Genomic DNA, 16,981 nt, shown 5'->3' on the forward strand with positions numbered 1-16,981 from the left:
TACCATGAGGGGATAATACCAGGTGTCCCAAAGATCTTCGCTTTTTTCTCCTGTTTCCTCTACGAGCTTTCCGTGTTAAACGGGTTTTAAAGGCCTGAAAAGATTGAAGAATCTGATCAGTTACGCCAGAGAAGAATATTTCCAGACGTAGCGACTTGTGGAGTCCTCCCTTCGGAGCGGGCAGTCTTGGCCCCCAGCAGGACGGAGCCTGGAGCCTAGACTGGAAATATTCTTCTCTCCACCGCAGCCACGATAAAAGGAAAAACCGCCACTCCCTGTCTAACCAGGAAATGGCGGTTCATTGTTTGATAAGGTTAAGACGCTTCCGAAACAGTTACATTTGCCGGAGCAGTCTGAGATGCTTTTTTATTCGTATGAACGAGCAAGATGTTCAAGATGACGGCAGTCAAAGAACCTGTCACGATACCATTTTGCAGCATCATTTTTGCCAACGTAGGCAGTTGATCAAACATCGCCGGAACTGCAGCAGAGCCTAGTCCAACAGCGATACTGCAAGCAGCGATCAGCAGATTTTCGTTTTTGTTCAGGTCAACCTGCGAGAGAATATTAATACCAGATGCAACAACCATCCCGAACATAGCGATCATCGCTCCACCCAATACCGCGTTAGGAATGACCGTTGTCAAAGCAGCCAGCTTCGGCAGTAGTCCGAGAACAACCAGGATTGCACCGGCACCAATCATCACATCGCGCGATTTAATGCCAGTCAGGGAAACCAGACCGACGTTTTGCGAAAAAGCCGTGTAAGGGAATGCGTTGAAAATGCCGCCCAGCACAATTGCGACCCCTTCCCCACGCAATCCTTTGACTACATCTTGATCTGTTACTTTTGTATCGGTCACTTTACCGAGTGCAAAGTAAACGCCTGTGGACTCAGCCATGCTGATGATGTTGACGAGAATCATGGTAACAATGGCGACAACACTGAACTGTGGTGTACCGAAGTAAAACGGTTCAACCACACTAAACCAAGAGGCTTCCGCTACACTCGCGAAGCTGACCATCCCCATCATGTAAGCTACAGCCGTACCGACAATCAACCCGAGCAATACGGAAATCGCACGAATAAATCCGGTAAAGAAACGATTAATAAGCAAAATGATAACCAACGTTCCTAAAGCCAAAAGCAAATTGTGCGGTTGTCCAAAGTCCGGCATGCCTTGTCCGCCAGCGGCGTTGTTCATCGCAACGGGAATAAGCGACAGTCCAATGATCGTAACGACTGAACCTTGTACCACGGTTGGGAAAAAGCGCAGCAGCTTGCCAAACAGTGGAGCTGCCAAGACAACGAATATACCCGATATGATGATGGCGCCGTAAGCGGTCGCTAGATTACTCGTAGAAGCAATCGCGATAATCGGTCCTACTGCTGTAAACGTACATCCGAGCACAACGGGAAGGCGAATCCCTGTATAACGCGTGCCAAGGACTTGCAAGAGCGTCGCGATTCCGCATGTGAAAAGGTCGGCAGCAATCAAATAAGCGATTTGCGTAGGAGTCAGATTCAGAGCACCACCGATAATCAACGGTACGACGACGGCTCCTGCATACATGGCGAGAATGTGCTGTAAGCCCAAAGTAACAATTTTATGTTTGGCTAGCATGAGTGAACCCTTACCTCCTATTCATTTTTTGATTATACGCGTGCAGGCTCTTCTTCAATAAAGTGAATGCCTTCTGGTGACATCGATTCAATACGTGCCAATGATTCGATTCGTACGCCAGCTTGCTCCAAGAGACCACGGCCTTCCTGGAAGCTTTTTTCGATAACAGCGCCAACCCCGACGAGATGAGCACCGGCATCTTTGATAATATTCGTAAGTCCCACCAGAGCAGCTCCCGTAGCCAAGAAGTCATCGACAATCAATACGCGGTCTTCTTTAGACAAATACTGACGGGAAACACTGATTTGATACGTTTCCTGGCGGGTAAAAGAATGAACAGGAGCAGAGTATACTTCCTCTGTCAACGTGACAGCTTTTTTCTTTTTCGCGTAGATAAAGGGAACACCCAACGCAAAGGAAGTCGCCATTGCAAAATGGATGCCACTTGCCTCAATCGTCACGACTTTTGTGATTTTTTCACCAGCGAACAGCTCGGCAAAGCGCTGTCCGATCTTCATCGTCAATTGTGGATCTACCTGGTGGTTCAAAAACGCATCCACCTTCAAAACGGATGCCGACAGTACCTTGCCGTCCTGTACGATGCGCTCTTGTAATTCTTTCATCAATTCTTCCTCCTCGGGTATGGTTCCGGCCATTTTCACATGTGGCCTGCTGAAATATAGAAAGCCCAGAGCGGACAGTGTCACAAGCGGGCTACGTAACAAACCAGCGCCAAGTGAAACTGTCCCTCTGGGCTTTTATCCCTTAGGTGTGACACATCAATCGTGCCTGCGTCGCTCGGACCAGCTATCTTCCAACCCTATTATTCGAATAGGAAAGAAACGGAACCCTAGACGCACTTTCACTCGTAGTCAGGTGATTTACGGTCACCTGGTAGAAACGGATGGGCCTTATTCCCAAAATTATACGAGCTACCTATATCTATTTATTTCGAAGTGTAATAACGAGTATTGACCAAATCTATCATAACTCTCGCGTTATGAGCAAGCGTTAATTTTTGAAAACAAAAGGAAGCGCTTACTTATCCGAATAAAGGAAAGAGCCCTGATTTCTCAAGGGCTCTCGTGTTTATCGCTTCGGTTTTTTCTCCCGCATTTGAACGTTGATCTTTTTCCATTTATCCCTTTCAGCGGCTGCAAGCCTTGCGTCTTCTTTGCGTGCCAGATGTGCCAATTCGCGTTGAAGCTTCAGGTAACTGTCAAAGCGTGCTTTTTCCAATGATCCAGATTGGATGGCAGCTTGAACAGCACAGCCAGGCTCTCGCATATGCTTACAATCATTGAAACGGCATGTTTCCGCAATGGACTCGATATCGTCAAAGGCACCGCGGAAGCCTTCATCTGCCTCCCAGAGCTGCAGCTCCCTCATGCCCGGTGTATCGATCATCAGAGCACCACTCGGCAATCGGAACAGTTCGCGATGGGTCGTCGTATGGCGGCCACGGTCATCACCTTCACGCACGCCACTGACTTTTTGCATTTCCGCTCCGCTCAATTTATTGATCAACGTGGATTTGCCAACACCAGAGGAGCCCATCAAGGCAATCGTCTGGCCCTCGCCCAGATAAGGGTCGAGCTGATCCAGTCCTTCTCCCTGCTCAGCACTGACTACGTGAACAGGCACACCGATTGCGACTGATTCTATCTCTGCCAAACATGCATCCAAATCGTCACACAAATCTGCTTTGGACAGCACAATCACCGGATTGGCTCCACTTTCCCACGCAAGAATGAGATAGCGTTCTATCCTGCGCAGATTTAAATCATTATTTAAGGAATTCACAAGGAAAACGGTATCGACGTTTGCAGCCACAATCTGCTCTTCCACTGTATCCCCAGCTACTTTGCGGGAAAACTTGCTCTTACGTGGAAGAAGTCCGTGGATGGAAGCTTTCTTTTCCTCAGGACGGGCACTGATCACTACCCAGTCCCCGACAGCCGGAAAATCTTCTCGTCCAATGGCTTCATAACGAAGCTTACCCGTTACTTCGCCCAAGAGTTCACCATGCTCACTCCACAGACGATAAATACGTTTATGTTCGAGTGTGATACGTCCCACACTGTAGCCTTGCTCGGCATAAGGGGCAAAATGATTAGCAAAATACTCATTCCAGCCCATAGATTGCAATACTTGTTGATTGGTTAGTTGATTCACTGCGGATTCCCCCTGCAATTGGTTAAATATATGGCTATCAGCCAGAACCAGTCACAGTCGAATCCTCATTTGGTGAACGATATTACTGTTCGCTTGAAAGGAGGATTCCTGTGACCCCGACTACGACACTCTGAACAAATTTGATGACTACCATAAAACATCTCTCCTTTAGCAAACCTACCATTCAGGTTTGGAATCATATTTCCCAATTATTGTACCATAATGAAACAAAATGCAACAGCGTCAATCTCCCCCGCCGCCGCCTCCGCTATCTCCGCCACCACCACTGTCTCCACCACTTCCGCTATCGCTGTCATAGCTATCCCAACGATCGCCTGAGTCGTGATTTCGATGATGGTGATTGTGATTGCTGTCGACATAGAAGGCTCCGCCCCCACTGTCTGAAGAGGAATGAGAGCGCCCACTTCCGCCTTTTGCAGCTTTGGACGCCAAGACAAATACTACGATCAAAAACATGATGACGATGACAATGAAGAACTCCATGATTTGTCCCCGCCCTTCCTCTTTTTTGAAGTTGTTTACCTATTTAGTATAACATAGTACGGCTGGAACAGGCTGGGGGCGTGGAGGATGATTCCTTTTCATCCGGCAAAATGACCAGACACAGGTGCGATCGCAAAAATGTTATCCAACACAAACACGCGAAACGCCTTCCTCCTATAACAGTATGCTTTCAAGCTCCCGTTGCTCTCATCAATATGCACAATACGGATCGTACGCCTGCTAGCCTCTCCATTCTTCTTCAAATAGATGATCTCCACTGCTTGCTGCCGGGCCGCGTACCTTCTCAACTCCAAAATCATCATGCTGCCACCACCACAAAATGTGTCTTCTAGTTGTTGAGATCATCATACCAAAAGAGAACATTCGTTCGCAAGTTTGTTTTCAACACTCAACTATTCCCTCAACAAAAAAGGCATGCGCCCTCAAAATGGACACATGCCTTATGCTTGTTACAACTCAGCGCCTTCTAAGCGCACGTCCGAACACAATCAGAATCGGTGCCAACAAGATGGCCGCCGCAACCAGCGAAGCGCGAATCGAAAACCGGGTCCCGATCCATCCGACAGCCGGACCACCTGCCGTTTGTCCCAAGGCATTGGACTGACCCATCATCGACAAAACCGTCGCTCGCACACTGCTCTCAATGTTCAGATTCAGCCACGTATCATACAGCGGACTGCTTAATGATTGGATCACACCGATCAACAGCAATGCTACTAACGCCCAGCTAAAGCTAGGGGAAAAAGCAAAAGCAATCATCGCTGCAATTTTGAGACCCGTCAACGTGAACATGCCCACAAGGACAACCCGCTCCTTGTTCACATCCAGCCTTTTTTCCACAACGCCTACGACGATGAGGCCGAGTAAGCTTGCGAGTGCGGCAATGATCCCGAACCACATTGGCATCGAAATAGCAGCCAGCTCTGGAAAGCCAATTTCTGCGATCAAATGCGCTTCCCACAAACGGTCATACCCTTCAGAAGCTGCACCCGTAAATAGCGTCACGAACAAGATCAACATCAGAATCGGCTGGCTGCGAATCACTTTGGCACCCGAAGTCCACGTCTGAATCATTTCCTTCACGTGGGAAGCACCTCGCTCACGCTCACGAGGAATAAAACCGGTCTCCTTCATGAACAGAATCAGAAAGACACCAAGCCCCAGATACATGAGGCCACCTATGAGGTAAGGCAAGTTGGGAGCGATTGTTGCCAATGCCACACTCAGTGCAATCCCGAGCAGATTCCCAAACAAAGAGTAGCGCTTGGCCTTCATGAAAATCGTACCGATCTTCTCTTCTCCGACCTCATCCACAATCCATGCAGTATCCGCTCCACTGATAAACGTATACCCGAGACCACTGACGACTTGCGAAAACAGCATCAAGCCGAAGACAGAAATAAACGGTACCCAAGCATCAAGCGTGGGAACGATCCCCTGCATCGCAAATCCGATTCCCAGCAAAAACATCCCGATAATGACGGAGCGACGGCGACTGTACGTATCCGCAACGACTCCTGTTATCCCTTCAAACACCAACACGGATAACTCCAATACCGTCCCGATCAAAAGCAATTCAAACGGGTTAAAACCCAGTGTCACGATGTAGTAAAGCGCATAGGTCGTGAACATGGTCGTATTGGCCAGGGAAGTCAAAAAGCTTTTGACCGTATATACTTTTGTCGCATTCATAGACATGGAAGCAGTATCCACCTTTTTTTAGGCAGATGACGCGTTCCGTTTTCACATACTGATTGTTACTCTACAATCCTCTACTGTGCAAAATGCGTACGCGTCAAGCTGCCGTTCCTATTTTTCCTTCTGTGTACTTGCTTGCTCTGAATAGTGTTTTTAACATGTGATATGCACCTCCGAAAGTAATTACAGCTATTATAGAATGATTTTAATTGTCATACAATGGAAAAAAGCTGTGCAGCATGATTGAACACACTGCACAGCTTGATTATGAAGCACTTACGCTTTTTTTCTAAACAGACCAACGATGGAAATCAGCAACGCCAAACCAGAAAGTACCAATGGCAAGGTATTGTTGCTGCCTGCACCAGCCGCTTCCCCGGCAGGAGCGGTTGCCGGCTTTTGTTCTTGTCCATGCTCATGCCCTGCTTCGCCTACACCAGCCTTAATGGTAGTGACAGACGCTGGCGTTTTGGAATCCTTGTCCCCTGTCCATTCCACAACCTCGCCATTTGCATAGGTCTGATAAGCCTTCCAAGCCAATTGGCCCTCTTCTTTCGGGTTTGCCCCTACAAACGTGAACTCTTGGAACTCATGCGCCTTGATTCCGCCTTCTGTTGCTGTCCACACAAGCGCTGTGTTCACACCGTCTTTATCTTTTTCGAACTCGTAGGTCCAGCCCGGAATCGGTTGTACAGTATTTACCTTCACACCTGCCGGGAATTCCAGCTTCACTTTTGTCGTATTGACGTCTTTTTCTACTGGGACACGCACTGAGTATTTTTCATAGGAGCCTGTAGTAGTCTCTTTCGGATATACGTTCACATGTGCTTGTGCTGCTGTCGCCAATGTCAAAACTGCACCTGCTACCAGTACACTGCTCATCCATTTTGTCATTTTCATCGTATGAAATCCTCCCTAGTTTGTATCATTTTGAATCACGGCCTGATTATTTGTCGTCGCAGTCGGGTAGTTGATCTGGCTCATCCAAAGTCCAGCCAGAACAGCGATAATCCCGAATATTATTTCCCAACGCAAGTAAGCGGGCTGCAAGGTATTTTTCGTCCGCCAACGTCTTGTTTGCCTAAAGGCTAGAAGAAGCATGAGGCAGACACTTGCTATTTTTCCATATAACAGATAGCTCCATGCCGTTGTACTCTGGAAAATACTCATGACATCCGTCTGCACGATGAGCATGACAACACCCGTCACGACGGCAAGCACCGCCGCCACAGCAACTGTCTGCAAAAAGAACCTCTTGAACGACTCCTGTCCTCTTTCCGCCACTTTGACTGTAAGGAGCAAGTAGACAAGTGCCCCCATCCACACGGCGACCGTCAAAACATGCAACAGTCTCAGCAAAATGGACAGCCAGACAGGAGCAATGCCCCATGCATGACCACCAAAAGCTTGTGCGCTGATCGCGAGAATCCAGATTCCCACATACCAGCCAGACACCATATTGGGGATCGCCATCAAGAGCAGTAATGCAAAGGACACCAGCAGCATGATCGCAAACGGAGACTGACTGATCAAGTTCCCGTCCATCTGCCACAGTGCTTGCGTAAGTGATACAGCGGTTAACGCTTCGTCATACAAGAACCACAAAAATATAAGTCCGATTATCGCCAAACTCCATCCGATTTGTCTGCCAATCCCGATGAGCTGGGTAAGCGAAGGCAAGCCATGACGCTGTGCTGCCCACGCTACCAGATACAAGCCGCCACCTACGAGAATAATCCCTTGCGCTAAATAGCGGTACATGATCAAGTAGCTTGAATCTGCTTTTTGCTCACTTGGCGGAACCACGACCGCACTTTTTTGTCCGATGGAAAACGTGAGCTTCTCTTCAATTGGATGTCCATCCTCGGAAACGACAGACACGATAACCGAATACGTCCCTTCAGCCAAATCGCTCGGCAGATTCGCATTTAACTGCGAGGCATCACCCGGCTGCAATGTCGGCCGCTCCACTTTTATTTCCTTGCCATTCCAGTCAAATAAACGCACGTTAACAAGATCAGGCTCCAATGTTTCGGTAAACAACGCAGATATTTTTCCTGGATTCGCCTTCAGTACCTCACCATCTTGTGGGGAGCTGCCCATTAAGCCAGCATGGGCGTAAGCAGTTGTCATACCCGTTGTCAGTACAAGTAAGAAGGCGAGTAAAACCAAAACCGCATAATGTCTGATGTTGTATGTCACCCTGTCACCTGCTTCCTTATTTCGTCCTTAATCCTATCAAAATAGTACGAGAATCTATATGGCTCCATCGGGCTATCTGATGTGGCAAAGTGTTGAAAACAAAAAAGGCATGAGCGGAAAATCTCTCCGTTCCATGCCTTTTCAAACGGTATTAGGAAGATCTTACCATGCTTTGTGCGAGAAATTCCAGGACGAGTTTATTGAATACCTCTGGTTGATCCATCGGTGGGATATGGGCTGAGTCAGGCAGGATGACTTTTTGTGCGCCTGTAATCCGTTCAGTCAATACATCGGCGATCTGTAAAAAATCGGGATAATCCCGCGCTCCTGCAATAACGAGTGTCGGGGCTTTGATTTCTTCCAAACGCTCGATTGGTGAGGGGGATAACGTTTCCAATCCAACGCCAAACTCTGGCAGCGAAAAGGCGTGTCTGTTGATTTCTTTAAAGCGGTTACGTGCTTCCACAGTTTGCTCATTTACCGGCTGACCAGGACCGTCAAACCACATTTGCGTCGTCATTTCCAACGCTTCCTCTGTCGTGCCACGCTGACATACTTGATTGAATCGTTCCACATCGTGCAACCTTTGTTCACTTCTTGGGTGACCAAACAGGCCGGATGCGACTAGAATCAAGCTACTCACCATCTGCGGATAAGCAAGGGCGAACTCCTGCGCGACCATTCCCCCAAATGAAAGCCCAGCCACATGTGCTTTTTCGATACCAAGCCCTAACAGAACCGCTTTCACGTCGTCGTACAAGGTAAAAGGAACGTCAGTCGCCAGTGTTTTACCGAACCCGCGGATATCAAAGCGAACGACCTTATACGTCTGTGCAAAAGCTTGCAGCTGGGCATCCCATAGCCTTGTATCCAGATTGAAGCCGTGGATCAATAAGAGCGGTTCGCCCTCTCCGACTACTTCATAGTAAATACGTGCCCGATTGGCTTCGAGAAAGCCTGTTTGTATAGCCTGCTTGTTTTCCATTTTTTCTCACCTCTCCCTCACTATCTCATCCCGGATTGTTGCGTGTCTATTTATTTTTGTTTCGATTACCCAATGACGCCTGTACGTAAAATCTTGATCTCGACATCCACTTCATATTTCGCCCTTTTCATGATTTCACGGACTTCCTCTTGACTCAATTTCTTTTTCCCGCTCTTTTGAATGGCTATATTGTAGATTTCCCCAAATCCTACCGGGTCTACATCGTGTTTTCTTAACTTTTCCAGTAGATGTTCCGTCTCTTTTTTCACCGCCAGTTCGATTGCTTTTTGTACCTTTTTCAACTGCTCAGGCTTTGATAAATCAATTTTTTCAGCCATTTCCTGAATCTGCGCTGTCATCTTTACTTTCACAGAAAACCTGGGTTTCTCCAAATCCAGCACTTTTATTTGCTTTTTGCTTGAGATATGTTCAATGACAGTAAAAAGACGCTTTTTATCGAGGGAAATGTTTATTTCCAATTCTCCCTTATTGTAGCGTTCACGTAATATCTTGAGGAAAAATCCTTCCCTTGTTGTAATCTCTGCCACCAATCGATCATCTCGAAACAGAGCAATTTTATTAATATGCAACTCATTCTTTACTCTTTCGATGTAAGGCATCACAGCATCTTTCCCGACTGCATAATAATCTTTCATGAACTCATGAAGTTTCGAAGAGATCATATTCTCTCCTTCGACATTCTGTCGTATGGCTTGATAGAGGTAAATTCCAATGTTGCTATTCTCGGGATAGCGATGTGTCAAAATATCATAAGCTCGTCCTTTGGCTACAGTTAAATAAACATTACTTCCAATGGAGGCATCACGCGTTAAGTTTTCCACAAGAGACAGGATCCCTTTACGCGCTAGCTCATCGTGATAGACCACGACGCGAATTTGACCGCCTACAATTTTTTTGGAAGACTCCCTGTTCTGTGCAACGGTAAGTCCTTTGCTTGTATGCGCTGTGCCAGAAATCACAGTGACCAACTCACGTGCCTCCGGGTCAATTTGATAAAATACCGTAGTACCTAACAACTTTCCGTCTTTACTAAGATCGTACCCCACTGCAACCGCCAGTCCCAATTTTTCTAATACGTGCTGCTCCCCACAGCCGTTCAATAACACGACCACTAATAAGTAGTGAATAAGCAACCGGAACCTTCTCATGTCCGGACCGCTCCCTTCCGAAACAGCCGAATCACTACATAAAGCACGATGGGATAAATAAAAATGATATAGAAGCCTACTCCACCGAAAATATCCGTGATGAGATTAATCGACTGGCGTGTTTCCAAAAAGTTGCTAGCAAAAAACATGACACCAACAATCCCGAAAAGTGCCATTCTTTCCTTGACCCCACTAATATGGTGAACCCCCCGCATGGCTATCCACAAGTCCATCAGCAAATTATCCAGCATGACGAGCATCCACAGTGAAATGGACACAAACTCAAAACGCTCCAAAAACGGAAACTCTACAATTTTCATCATCATGAACGTTGCCCAGATAAGATGCTGAAGCTGTTCCCCTTGAAAGTACAAGAGTGTAACCAACATGACGACAACATACAAGCAGGTGGTCATAAACAACCCACCATGTACATACCGTGGTAGTATTTTCTTTTCCTTCACAAACGGATAGATGAACAAAATAATCTCAAATCCGATAGTGGAAAAAGACATCTTCCTCGCCCCGTCCATCAACTGTCCAATGTCGTGATGAAATACTGGCTGCAATAAATGAAAATCGGCGTATTGCATGGGGTAAACCATGAGAAGTAGCTGCCAAAGCGTCAATCCAACAGAAAAAAAGCTAATTCCAGCCAACACCCGAATGCCACCCGTCACTCCATAAATGGTCAGGCAAAGCAAGGAGGCATTTAATATCCAAGAAGGCACTTCTGGAAACATCCATGACTGAATGATCTCGATGTACCCTCTCAAGATCGTCAAGGCAGAACCCATGATATATACGATAAAGATGAAATTGAGTACGCGAGCTGGCCATTTTCCAAACACCCTTTGATGAATGTCGTACAAATCCATGTCTTTGAATTTCGCTAGGATTTTTAGCATGAACCAAGCTGCTATATGGGTCATAATGCCTGCTATTATGACCGCAATCCAAGCGTCTTGTTGCACCCTGTCATAAATAAACCGTTGTACGCCCGCTATGCCGATTCCAACCTGATTGCCATGAACCATGAATAGCGCAAGCGATACGCTGATAGCCATATGGCTATTCCGACGAAAAGTGGACAGTGACATTCACATTCAACACCTAACTACTGAACTGGTCTTTTTTTCCCTGCTTCATCAGGCACACGGGTATCGTCAGGAGAACGTGTCATAACCGGACGCTTGCCGAGAGAGTCAAAAGGAAACCGGATCAGACTGTTTTTAAAATCCTGCAAGCGAAAAGGAAAGAAGGGTAGAAAAAACGGACGTCCCAGACTTGATTGACGTAGGATGTGTATCAATAGAAAAGACGCGCCAAGCATAATACCAAAACCTCCCCAAATTCCAGCTAACAGGATAATCGGAAAGCGGAGGATGCGTACTGCCGTACTCATCATGTAGGAAGGAAAAGTAAACGAAGCTAATGCACTGAGTGCCACAATCATGATCAAGATGTTACTGGTAAAACCCGCTGCAACGGCCGCCTGTCCAATTACGATACCGCCGACGATCCCTATCGTTTGCCCAACTTTGAAAGGAAGTCTTGCTCCAGCCTCCCGTAAGAATTCAATAATCATCTCAAGCAGCAAAGCTTCAAACAACGGGGGAAAGGGCACCTTGGAACGAGACTTTACTAGCGATACAAGGAGAGCAGATGGAATCATTTCATAGTGAAACGTAAGTGCAGCCACATAAGTAGCTGTAAAAAACAAAGAGACAAAAAGGGCCGAGAAACGTAACAATCGAATGAAGGAAGCCATTTGCCACCGGACATAGAGATCTTCATTGGACTTGAAAAAGTCAACGAAGGAACTGGGACCGACGATAGCAAACGGGCTCCCCTCCACAAACACAACAACCTTTCCTTCCAACAGGGCTTCACTTACATGATCAGGTCGTTCTGTTAGGATTAGCTGCGGAAAAATAGAGAACGTATTGTCATCAATTAATTGAACCAGTTTTCCGCTGTCAATCACGCCGTCTACATCTAGCTCGCTTATACGCTGAATGACGGTTTGCACATTTTCAGGAGCAGCCAGTTCCTCCATGTAACATACTTCCACATTCGTCATGCTGCGTTTCCCAATCGTAATGGATACGTTGGTAAGCAAATCAGTCGACAGATATCCCTGTAGAATCCCTAAATTGGTTTCTAAGGCTTCCGTAAAAGAAACCTGGGGACCGAAAATTTGGGTTTCAACCTGAGCCTCTCTCAAAGAACGACTCGGTATTCTTGCTACGTAGAGAAGAATCCCGCACGCCGTTCCTTCTATTTGAAGGTAAATCCATCCCCTCACGAGATAGTCGCTGATTTGTATGTAATCCATGGTTTGGGTCACATGAGCAACAGGAACATTCCCCAAAATCGTATCAGGAACGATCTTCTCGTCAGGTAATCTTTCGAAATAGGGAAGCAACACCTGCTGGAGAATGACCGTATCCACTAGATAGGGGAGGTAGGCTAGCAACAAGCTATTGGTTCCACAAGAAAGGTTACGAAACACCAATCGCGGATTTCGCATGTGATCCCATAATCTTTCTCGCGTCTCGCTAACGGATTCAGTAATCAAGTTAGTTGTCATCTTATGTGTACCCCAATATATGGTGTCCCCTTATTATTTTTCCAATGCCCTCGCTCTATTCCCCTTTCATGCTAAAGAATAAGCTCCCAGACAAAATGAACACAAAAAAAACCGAGACGGAAATACTCCATCTCGGTTCGTTCACCACTATTTATCTGCCGCTCTTCATTTCAGTCCAGTAGCGGTCGTATTGCTGCAAGGTTTCCCCTACATCCACCAGCCACTCTGCACGGGCAATGTCTGCTGTATCCAGGAAGACCATCTTATTGGAACGATATTCTTCACTGTGCAGTGGGTATGCTTTTTCGTTCGGGTTGCTGTAGCCAATCGACTCGTAGTTTTTCACACTGACCTCTGGGTCCATCAGGTAGTTGATGAACTTCTCAGCCATTTCCTTGTTCTTAGCGCCTTTTGGAATTGCCAGCGTGTCTGCCCAGATCGTTGCGCCCTCTTTCGGGATGACGTACTCAACATCTGGATTTTGTGCGTGAATGAAAGCGGCGTCACCAGACCAAACCGTTCCAATCCATGCTTCCTCAGCAATCATCTTTTGCTTGATGTTGTCTGTATCAAAGGCAACAACATTCGGTACTACCTTTTTCAAATCAGCAAAGGACTTTTCCAGTTCCTTTGTGTTCGTCGTGCTATTGGAGAAGCCATTCTTGATCAGTGCCATTCCCATAACCTCACGCGGGTCGTTCAGCATGATGACACGGCCCTTGTAAGCTTCATTCCACAGATCGTTCCAGCTTGTCGGGGTTTCTTTTACATATTTCTTGTTGTAAGCGATCCCGGTTATTCCCCATGTATATACGAGTGAATACTTGTTTTCTTTGTCATAAGGAGGTGTCTTGAACGTAGACACGATATTGCCCATGTTCGGGATGTTGGCTTTGTTCAACTCTTCCAGGAGGCCCAACTGAATCATAGTGCCTACCATGTAGTCGGAAGGTTGAATCAGGTCGTAGCCGGATGCACCTGCTTGAACTTTTGCCAGCATTTCTTCGTTGCTTCCGTATACATCATAGTTAACCTTGACGTTGAATTTTTGCTCAAAATCTTTGATGACGTCTTGGTCGAAGTTGTCTGCCCAGCTATAAATATTCAATACTTGTTGCTCTTGCTCAGATGACGATGAGCAGCCTACAGCAGTCACCGCAAGTACGGCGGTCAAAGCGCCGATCATCAAGGACTTGAAACGTTTCATTTTTTCCTCTCAACCTCCAAATCAGTTATGGGATTGCTTTTATGAAAACTCCATGATGGATCTAAAAGATAGATTGATTATTTTTCGAGTCTTTACGGCGGAAAATCTCTGCCACCACAACCAACAGCACAGTACTCACGATCAAAAGTGTCGAGAGTGCATTCACTTCTGGTGATACGCCTCGTTTTACCAACCCATAAATGTAGAGTGGCAATGTAGTCGAATTCGGACCAGCCACGAAGAACGAAATAATGAAATCGTCCAGCGACAGGGTAAACGCCATCAGGAAGCCTGCGATGATCCCTGGCATGATCAGAGGCAGCGTCACATAGCGCAATGTCTCCCATGGAGTTGCTCCCAAATCTTGAGACGCTTCTTCCAGTTCTTTGCCCATATCAGCCAAACGTCCTGAGATAATGACCATCACATACGGCATGCTAAACGTAACATGCGCCAGGATCAGGGTCACTTTCCCCAACTCCATCTGTACCTGGCTAAACAGCACGAGCATAGCCAATCCCATCATGATCTCAGGGATGACGATCGGCAAGTACATCAGCCCGTTGAAGATGTTGCTCCAACGAATCGAATAATGCTTGACCGCCAGAGCGGCAGCCGTACCCAAAACCGTTGCGATGACGCTGCTGATAACCCCGATCGTCATACTGTTCATCAGCGCTTGCATGACCTGTCTGTTTTCAAACAAAGAAACGTACCATTTCCACGTAAAACCAGTCCACGTAGCATTGATCCGTGAATCATTGAACGAATAAAGGACAAGGATCAAGATTGGCAGATACAAAAAGACCAGCATCAGCCACGAGTATCCAGATAGTGCGTTTCGACGTAATGTTTTCATGCTGATCCCTCCTTTGTCTCGCTCGCTTTGGTAGCGCGGAAATAAAGAAGAATCAACAGCATGGACAATAGCATCAGCACGATGGACAAGGCAGAACCAAACGGCCAGTCACGCGCGGACAAAAATTGATTTTGAATGACGTTTCCGATCAGAGCCGATTTCGCTCCTCCCATGACATCCGGAACGACGAACATCCCGATGGAAGAAACAAATACGAGGATCGATCCAGTGACGACACCTGTCTTGGTCATCGGCAGGGTCACGTGCCAAAAAGCTTTCCAAGGTGTTGCGCCCAAATCATACGCTGCTTCCAGCTTACGACGATCCATCTGCTCCAGTGACACATAAATCGGCAGGACCATGAATGGCATGAGTGTGTACACCATCCCGAGCAGGACAGAACCCGAATTGTACAGAAGCGGCAACGGCTCCGAAATAATGCCCAGCGATTGCAGGAATGTATTGATTACGCCTTGCGAACGCAGGATGATTACCCACGCATAGGAACGGACCAAGAAGTTGATCCAAAACGGAATCATCACGAGCAAAAGCCATATTTGCTGAGTCGATTTTTCCAGTCGTGAAATGTAATACGCTAACGGATAACCGCACAAAATCGAAAATACCGTTGTTAAAACCGCTACGACCAGCGTATCCCAAAAAATTTGACCATACAGCGGATCGAAAATACGGATGTAATTGTTCAACGTAAATTCATAGACAACTTGCCCGTACGTGCCTCTTTTGAGGAAAGACAGTACGGCGATCATAAGCATAGGCAGGACGAAAAGCGCACCCATCCACAAAAGGGCGGGAAGCGCGAGCAGTTTTACCGGCTTCTTGTTTAACAAGGAAGAATCACCTCGTCCGTCTGTGCCCAGCCAATGGCCACTTGCTCTCCCACCTGCCAGTCCAGACCGTCACCTGCGTACTGGTGTGCCATTACGGTCATATCCTGCCCCTCGAGGCGGATAAATACCTTGCGCAAATTGCCGAGGAACACCGCGTCAGCAATGGTGCCCAGCTTCTTGTGCTTATCCTTGTCGGAGTCAATCGGGTACAACTTGATCTTTTCTGGACGTATGGCTGCATTCGTTCCGTTTTCCCGGAAAATGTTGTTTTCCCCAATAAAGGTAGCCACAAACAAGGTTTGCGGGGAGTTGTAAATCTCTGCTGGAGAAGCAATCTGTTCAATTCGTCCCTTGTTCATAACCGCGATTCGATCGGACATCGCCATCGCTTCTTCTTGGTCATGGGTGACGTAAATGAACGTTATTCCCAAGTTTTTCTGCAAGTTTTTCAGTTCAAGCTGCAAGCTTTTTCGCAATTGGTAGTCCAAAGCACCTAGAGGCTCGTCCAGAAGCAGAACGCGTGGGTTGTTAATAATCGCCCGTGCGATTGCTACGCGTTGCTGTTGTCCCCCAGACAGCTGCTTTGGCGTGCGCTTCCGCAATTCTGTCAGTTGGACGTACTGAAGTACTTCCTCCAAACGCTTTTGTTGTTCAGCTGCGTTTACTTTTTTCATTTTCAAACCAAACAGGATGTTCTGCTCCACTGTCATGTGTGGAAACAAAGCATATTGCTGGAACACCATGTTCATATCGCGCTGATACGGCGGCACATGGCTGAGTGGTTTTTCGTCCAGGAAAATTTCCCCAGTCGTTGGCTGTTCAAAGCCAGCAATCATTCGAAGCAGTGTCGTTTTCCCACAGCCACTGGGGCCGAGTAACGTCAAAAACTCCCCTTCTTCAATGGAGAGAGAAAAAGAGGGGACGACGACAGTATCTGCAAATCTCTTTTCAATCGAATCCAGATGTATAATTTTTTTCATTCCGTCATCTCACCATATGTCATTATACTCACAATCTAGGTAACTATATCGTGTATGATACGATTTGTAAACAGTTTCACCAAGTCTGGAATGATTTTTTTGCGACCAGTAA

Annotated in this window: 16 protein-coding genes and 1 riboswitch; all 16 genes read right to left on the minus strand. The window is 46.8% G+C overall.

Annotated features, from left to right (window positions below; translation table 11 throughout):
• Positions 1–314: 314 nt before the first annotated feature.
• The 16 genes from C7R92_RS10045 to C7R92_RS10120 all read right to left on the minus strand — a co-directional run bounded on the left by C7R92_RS10045 (position 315) and on the right by C7R92_RS10120 (position 16,869).
• On the minus strand, positions 315–1,625 hold the full coding sequence (locus tag C7R92_RS10045; protein ID WP_106834148.1) for a nucleobase:cation symporter-2 family protein: 1,311 nt from the start codon (positions 1,623–1,625) through the stop codon (positions 315–317).
• A gap of 32 nt (positions 1,626–1,657) precedes the next feature.
• Entirely contained in the window at positions 1,658–2,248 is a 591-nt protein-coding gene (locus C7R92_RS10050; protein ID WP_017252028.1) for a xanthine phosphoribosyltransferase, read from the minus strand.
• Between the two features lie 226 nt (positions 2,249–2,474).
• Positions 2,475–2,576: riboswitch (purine riboswitch) on the minus strand.
• A gap of 138 nt (positions 2,577–2,714) precedes the next feature.
• Complete coding sequence (gene rsgA / locus C7R92_RS10055; protein WP_017252029.1) at positions 2,715–3,800, minus strand: ribosome small subunit-dependent GTPase A; 1,086 nt, start codon at positions 3,798–3,800, stop codon at positions 2,715–2,717.
• A gap of 243 nt (positions 3,801–4,043) precedes the next feature.
• On the minus strand, positions 4,044–4,304 hold the full coding sequence (locus C7R92_RS10060; RefSeq protein WP_106834149.1) for a hypothetical protein: 261 nt from the start codon (positions 4,302–4,304) through the stop codon (positions 4,044–4,046).
• A 98-nt stretch (positions 4,305–4,402) separates the two neighbouring features.
• Positions 4,403–4,627, minus strand: coding sequence for a WYL domain-containing protein (locus C7R92_RS10065; protein ID WP_244195713.1), 225 nt, complete (start codon positions 4,625–4,627; stop codon positions 4,403–4,405).
• Positions 4,628–4,781: 154 nt separating this feature from the next.
• Positions 4,782–6,023 (minus strand): MFS transporter, encoded by a 1,242-nt coding sequence (locus tag C7R92_RS10070; protein WP_167403200.1) that lies wholly within the window; start codon positions 6,021–6,023, stop codon positions 4,782–4,784.
• 276 nt (positions 6,024–6,299) lie between these two features.
• Positions 6,300–6,923, minus strand: a complete 624-nt coding sequence (locus C7R92_RS10075) for a YcnI family copper-binding membrane protein (protein ID WP_069847975.1) — start codon at positions 6,921–6,923, stop codon at positions 6,300–6,302.
• A gap of 15 nt (positions 6,924–6,938) precedes the next feature.
• Positions 6,939–8,225, minus strand: coding sequence for a copper resistance CopC/CopD family protein (locus tag C7R92_RS10080; protein ID WP_106834151.1), 1,287 nt, complete (start codon positions 8,223–8,225; stop codon positions 6,939–6,941).
• A gap of 151 nt (positions 8,226–8,376) precedes the next feature.
• The gene (locus tag C7R92_RS10085; protein WP_106834152.1) at positions 8,377–9,210 is read right to left on the minus strand and encodes an alpha/beta fold hydrolase; all 834 of its coding nucleotides are present in this window, start codon (positions 9,208–9,210) and stop codon (positions 8,377–8,379) included.
• Between the two features lie 65 nt (positions 9,211–9,275).
• Positions 9,276–10,379, minus strand: a complete 1,104-nt coding sequence (locus C7R92_RS10090) for a Ger(x)C family spore germination protein (RefSeq protein ID WP_106834153.1) — start codon at positions 10,377–10,379, stop codon at positions 9,276–9,278.
• Positions 10,376–11,479 carry a GerAB/ArcD/ProY family transporter gene (locus C7R92_RS10095; protein ID WP_069847983.1) on the minus strand — a complete coding sequence of 368 codons (1,104 nt, stop codon included), beginning with the start codon at positions 11,477–11,479 and terminating at the stop codon, positions 10,376–10,378. The genes C7R92_RS10090 and C7R92_RS10095 overlap by 4 nt, the downstream gene beginning before the upstream one ends.
• A gap of 17 nt (positions 11,480–11,496) precedes the next feature.
• Positions 11,497–12,972, minus strand: a complete 1,476-nt coding sequence (locus tag C7R92_RS10100) for a spore germination protein (RefSeq protein ID WP_106834154.1) — start codon at positions 12,970–12,972, stop codon at positions 11,497–11,499.
• Between the two features lie 151 nt (positions 12,973–13,123).
• Positions 13,124–14,179, minus strand: coding sequence for an ABC transporter substrate-binding protein (locus tag C7R92_RS10105; protein WP_069847987.1), 1,056 nt, complete (start codon positions 14,177–14,179; stop codon positions 13,124–13,126).
• A 61-nt stretch (positions 14,180–14,240) separates the two neighbouring features.
• On the minus strand, positions 14,241–15,038 hold the full coding sequence (locus C7R92_RS10110) for an ABC transporter permease (protein ID WP_017252039.1): 798 nt from the start codon (positions 15,036–15,038) through the stop codon (positions 14,241–14,243).
• Positions 15,035–15,838, minus strand: coding sequence for an ABC transporter permease (locus C7R92_RS10115; RefSeq protein WP_052168366.1), 804 nt, complete (start codon positions 15,836–15,838; stop codon positions 15,035–15,037). Before C7R92_RS10115 ends, C7R92_RS10110 begins: the two co-directional genes overlap by 4 nt.
• 44 nt (positions 15,839–15,882) lie before the next feature.
• Positions 15,883–16,869: an ABC transporter ATP-binding protein gene (locus C7R92_RS10120; RefSeq protein ID WP_106834155.1), complete on the minus strand. Its 987-nt coding sequence runs from the start codon at positions 16,867–16,869 to the stop codon at positions 15,883–15,885.
• Between the last annotated feature and the right edge of the window lie 112 nt (positions 16,870–16,981).

The sequence above is a fragment of the Brevibacillus porteri genome (genome assembly GCF_003013475.1).
GTDB lineage: Bacteria > Bacillota > Bacilli > Brevibacillales > Brevibacillaceae > Brevibacillus > Brevibacillus porteri.